Annotated in this window: 4 protein-coding genes; 2 read left to right on the forward strand and 2 right to left on the reverse strand. The window is 55.5% G+C overall.

Going from position 1 to position 5,300, the window contains the following annotated elements; genetic code table 11:
- Positions 1-212 precede the first annotated feature (212 nt).
- Positions 213-1,742 (reverse strand): aldehyde dehydrogenase family protein, encoded by a 1,530-nt coding sequence (locus tag LAT75_RS15105; protein WP_291483588.1) that lies wholly within the window; start codon positions 1,740-1,742, stop codon positions 213-215.
- Positions 1,743-1,985: 243 nt separating this feature from the next.
- Here LAT75_RS15105 and LAT75_RS15110 point away from each other — a divergent pair, with 243 nt between their 5' ends.
- The gene (locus LAT75_RS15110; protein ID WP_291483590.1) at positions 1,986-2,258 is read left to right on the forward strand and encodes a hypothetical protein; all 273 of its coding nucleotides are present in this window, start codon (positions 1,986-1,988) and stop codon (positions 2,256-2,258) included.
- 100 nt (positions 2,259-2,358) lie between these two features.
- Complete coding sequence (locus LAT75_RS15115; protein ID WP_291483592.1) at positions 2,359-3,435, forward strand: ATP-dependent 6-phosphofructokinase; 1,077 nt, start codon at positions 2,359-2,361, stop codon at positions 3,433-3,435.
- A gap of 121 nt (positions 3,436-3,556) precedes the next feature.
- Here the strand turns inward: LAT75_RS15115 and LAT75_RS15120 are convergent, their stop codons facing one another.
- The gene (locus tag LAT75_RS15120; protein ID WP_291483594.1) at positions 3,557-5,059 is read right to left on the reverse strand and encodes an aldehyde dehydrogenase family protein; all 1,503 of its coding nucleotides are present in this window, start codon (positions 5,057-5,059) and stop codon (positions 3,557-3,559) included.
- Positions 5,060-5,300: the final 241 nt, after the last annotated feature.

Genomic DNA, 5,300 nt, shown 5'->3' on the forward strand with positions numbered 1-5,300 from the left:
GGGAGCTCTCCGCAGGTTTGGGAAGTTTCACAAGCACGAAAGACCGTGATGTGCACGGGGTTTTCCCCCTCCATCCCAAAAAAAATCCGGAGACAAGGCATGGCCTGTAACGGTTTTTGGGTTGGTGGTTTTGATGTTTTATTTCCAAAAAAAAAGGCACACGCAGCAAAGCTACGGTGCCTTTTTTGATTTTTTTGGGGCTCAGATCGTGCTTACACGTCGAACTTGATGCCCTGTGCCAGCGGGAGGCTCGTGCCCCAGTTTGTGGTGTTGGTCTGCCGGCGCATGTAGGCTTTCCAGGCATCGGAGCCGGACTCGCGCCCGCCGCCGGTCTCTTTTTCGCCCCCGAAAGCGCCGCCGATTTCCGCGCCGCTTGTGCCGATGTTCACATTGGCGATGCCGCAATCGGAGCCACGGTGGCTCAGGAAGTTTTCGGCCTCACGCATGTTGAGGGTAAAGATGGCCGAGCTGAGGCCCTGTTTCACGCCGTTGTGCAGGGCAATGGCTTCATCAAGGGTTTTGTATTTTATGAGGTACAGGATGGGCGCGAAGGTTTCGCGCTGAACAACTTCGTACTCGTTTTTGACTTCGCAAACGGCAGGGCGCACGTAGAGGCCGTTTTCGTAGCCATCCCCTTCGAGTACTTCACCGCCAAAGAGCACGGTGCCGCCTTCTTCTTTCACCTGTGCGAGTGCGCGCTGCATGGCGTCAACGGCGTCTTTGTCGATGAGCGGACCAACGAGGGTGTCCGGCTCGAGCGGGCTGCCGATGCGGATCATGCGGTAGATTTCGAGCAGGCGCTCTTTCACCTGATCGTACACGTTTTCCTGAATGATGATGCGGCGGGTGCTCGTGCAGCGCTGACCCGCGGTGCCTACGGCGCCAAAAACGGTCGCGCGCACGGCCATTTCGAGATCGGCCTGATCGCTGATGATGATGGCGTTGTTGCCGCCCAGCTCGAGGATGGTTTTGCCGAGGCGCTTACCCACAACCTGCGCTACTTCCTTGCCCATGCGGGTGGAGCCGGTCGCGGAAATGAGGGGTACGCGCTCGTCTTCGGTCATCCACCCGCCCACGGTGCGGTCGCCGGTGATGAGGTTGAAAATGCCTTCGGGCAGATTGTTTTCTTTGAGCACATCAGCCACGATATTCTGGCAGGCAACGGCGGTGAGCGGGGTTTTTTCGGAAGGTTTCCAAATGCATACATCGCCGCAAACGGCGGCGATCATGGCGTTCCAGCTCCACACGGCAACCGGGAAGTTGAAGGCGCTGATGATGCCCACCGCGCCCAGCGGGTGCCACTGCTCGTACATGCGGTGCTCGGGCCGTTCGGAGTGCATGGTGAGGCCGTACAGCTGACGCGAAAGCCCGACGGCAAAATCGCAGATGTCGATCATTTCCTGCACTTCGCCCAGGCCTTCCTGATAGATTTTGCCCATTTCCCAGCTCACGAGCTGGCCGAGGTCGTCTTTGTGCCGGCGCAGGGCGTCGCCGATCTGCCGCACGATTTCGCCGCGCTGCGGGGCCGGCATCATGTGCCAGGTTGCAAAAGCCTGCTGTGCGGCCTGCACAACCTGCTCGTATTCTTCGCGGGTTGTAACCGAAACCTCGCCGATCACGGAGCCATCGGCGGGGGAGTAGCTGGTAATTTTCTCGGAACCGGAATCGCTGCCTAAATGCTGCTGCCCGGTAGAGGTGCCAAAATTGAAGCCCTGAAGGCCAAGGTTGGATAAAAATTGCATAGGTCGATCAAAATAAATGGTTCGAAGGAGCCCGAAAACCGCGGCCCCTGATGAAAGTCTTTGTCTGCCCGTAAATTAGGGCAGTATGCCGCAAATACCAACGAAAGAAAACGGGGCTGGGGCGGCGGCGGCGTCGTTGCGAGCGTGTGTACCATTTGGTTGAGCCGTTCCTTATACCTAATACCCATTGAAAGGGCAAGCTTGTATATTGGGATATCTGACAGCTCATAAATCCGACAAACCATGAAATTTAAAGATCTTCTCGAAACGGCTAAATCAGAATTAAAAGATCTAAGCACGGTCGAAAATCCCGATTTTCGTTTAGAACAAGCTGTTTACAACAAAGAGAAAGACATCTGGGAAGTTGTGGTGTCATATCTCGTTCCGAACACTAATCTTAAGCAAATACCGATTGTAGAAGATTCTTATGCTTTGAAATTCGACCGCATTTATAAAAAATTAGAGATCGATAAAAGAAAGACAGTTCTCGGACTGTATATCTTTGATAATGGGTGATACTCATTAATACCAAAGCAGCTTTGGCACCCGCTTTCCATGCGGGTTTTGTATATTGCCCCCGAATCCTTCAACTTTAAAAAAGAAAACCATTCAGACGATGAAAATTGCCATCAACACAGGCGGCGGTGATGCGCCGGGACTCAATGCGGTAATCCGCTCAGCTACCAAGGCAGCCCTGCGGCGGGGCTGGGAAGTGGTGGGCCTCAGAAACGGCTACGCTTCTTTATATACCGATAACCCGGGCGAGCCGCTTACGCATGAAGCCGTAAAGGGCATCACCATGCAGGGCGGTACGATTTTGGGGGCCGCGAACCGCGGGAATCCGTTCGAGATTCCGGTGCTTCAGCCCGATGGCAGCTACATTTATGTTGATAAATCGGATCAGGTGGTTTCCAAGCTTGCGGAGATGGGCGTTGATGCGGTCGTTGCCATCGGCGGCGACGGCTCCATGCATCTCGCCCACCGGCTTTCGGAGAAAGGTCTCAAAATTGTGGGCGTGCCCAAAACGATTGATAACGACCTTGTGGGCTGCGACACAACCCTGGGGTTTGATACGGCCTGCTCGATTGCGACCGAAGCCATCGACCGCATTTCCACAACGGCCGAATCGCATCAGCGGGCCATGATTGTGGAGGTGATGGGCCGCTACGCCGGCTGGATTGCCCTGCACTCGGGTCTCGCTTCTTCCGCTGATGTGATCCTCATCCCCGAAATTCCCTTCACCCTCGATTCCGTCATCAAAAAACTGGATGACCTGAAGAAGCACGGGAAAGAACACGCGCTTATCGTTGTGGCTGAAGGCGCCAAGCTCAAAGATGGCGCCCATTTCGTAAAAGGCAAGCAGGTGGGTCAGGCGGAGCTGCTGGGCGGCGCCGCGGCCTGGCTCGAAAAAGAAATTATGGCCCGCACCGGACAGGAAACCCGCTCCGTAATTCTCGGGCATCAGCAGCGGGGCGGCCGGCCGAGTATTTACGACCGGCTCATTTCGCTTCGTTTCGGGGCCGAAGCCATCCGCGCGATTGAGGTAGGCGATTTCAACAAGCTCGTGGTGATGAAAGAAAACGAGCTTCGGCGCATCCCGATAGCTGATGTGGCCGGCAAGTTCAAAACCGTGCCGCTCGACAGCGACACCATCATGACGGCACGCGATATCGGGATTTGTCTGGGAGATTAGGTCACGCCCGGAAACACATCACCCTGTAAAAAACAAAGCGGGAAAGGAAAGCACTTTGGCTCCCTTTCCCGCTTTTTGTTTTTGGCCGGAAATCAGATCAGGCCTGCATCATCCTGAATGATCAAAAGAAGCCGAGGGCGTTCTTGTTATAGGAGATGAGCAGGTTTTTGGTTTGGCGGTAGTGCGCGAGCATCATCTTGTGGTTTTCGCGCCCGAAGCCGGACTTTTTGTAGCCGCCGAAGGCCGCATGTGCCGGGTACAGGTGGTAGCAGTTCACCCAAACGCGGCCGGCTTTGATCTGCCGGGGCACCTGATACGCCTGATGCATGTCGCGGGTGAAAACGCCGGCCCCGAGGCCGTACATGGTGTCGTTGGCAATGGCGAGGGCTTCGGCCTCATCTTTGAAGGTGGTGAGGGAAGCGACCGGGCCGAAAATTTCCTCCTGGAAAATCCGCATGCTGTTGTCGCCCTTGAAAACGGTAGGCTCCACGTAGTAGCCCTCATCGATTCCGTTTCCGGCCGTTTGCCAGGCCTGTCCGCCAACGAGCACTTCCGCATTTTCGGCACAGCCGATGTTGATATAGTTCATGATTTTATCGAACTGCTCTTTGGAAGCCTGTGCGCCAACCATGGTGGTGTCATCAAGCGGGTGACCGCGGCGGATTTTGCGCACGCGTTCCACGAGTTTTGCGATGAAGGCTTCGGCTATGTCTTCCTGCACCAGAATGCGGGAGGGGCAGGTACACACTTCCCCCTGATTGAGCGCGAACAGGGCCGCACCTTCGAGGCACTTATCGAGGAAGGCATCGTCGGCATCCATCACGCTGCTGAAGAAAATGTTGGGGCTTTTGCCGCCAAGCTCGAGCGTAACCGGAATCAGGTTTTGGGAAGCGTACTGCATGATAAGCTGCCCGGTTGAGGTTTCGCCGGTGAAGGCGACCTTGGCAATACGCTCTGACTGCGCGAGCGGTTTGCCGGCTTCGGTGCCAAAGCCGTTCACGACGTTCAGCACGCCCGGCGGCAGCAGGTCACCGATCAGCTCCATAAGGCACATAATGCTGATGGGGGTTTGCTCGGCGGGTTTGATGACCGTGCAGTTTCCGGCGGCAAGGGCCGGAGCGAGTTTCCAGGTAGCCATCAGAATCGGGAAATTCCAGGGGATGATCTGCCCCACAACGCCCAGCGGCTCGGGGATGAGCATGCTCACGGTGTGCTCGTCGAGCTCGGCAACGCTGCCCTCTTCGGCGCGGATTACACCCGCAAAATAGCGGAAGTGATCGATGGCCAGCGGGAGGTCGGCATTCAGGGTTTCGCGTACGGCCTTGCCGTTATCGACGGTTTCCACACGGGCGAGGTACTCGAGGTTCTCCTCCATGCGGTCGGCAATTTTGTTGAGGATAATGGCCCGCTCGGTGGGTGAAGTGCGGCCCCAGGCATCGGCAGCGGCGTGCGCGGCATCGAGTGCCATCTCAATGTCTTTTTCGTTGGAGCGGGCAGCCTTCGCAAAAGGCTTGCCATCGATAGGGGAGATGGCATCGAAGTATTCGCCATCAACCGGCGGCACAAATTTGCCGTTAATAAAGTTGTCGTACTTTTCTTTGAAGTCAGGATAAGCGTGTAGCATAATGATTGATTCCTTTGTTTAGTTGGTAAAAAAGCGCTTTTATTGCGGCCTGCTGCTATGATACCCAATCGGAGGCGCAAAAAATTGCACCATCGTGCCAAAGAATCGCGGAATTGTGCCAAAAAGTGCAGCAGTGTTGACTTTCGGTCTCCCGCCCGTCCGGAATGCCAGCCTTTTAAACAGTCCGGAAATTCAGTATTGTTTTGAAGCCCGCTTGAGGAAACGTAAACAACGATATAAC

This window comes from Cyclonatronum sp., assembly GCF_022565315.1.
In the GTDB taxonomy this organism is placed as follows: Bacteria; Bacteroidota; Rhodothermia; order Balneolales; family Cyclonatronaceae; genus Cyclonatronum.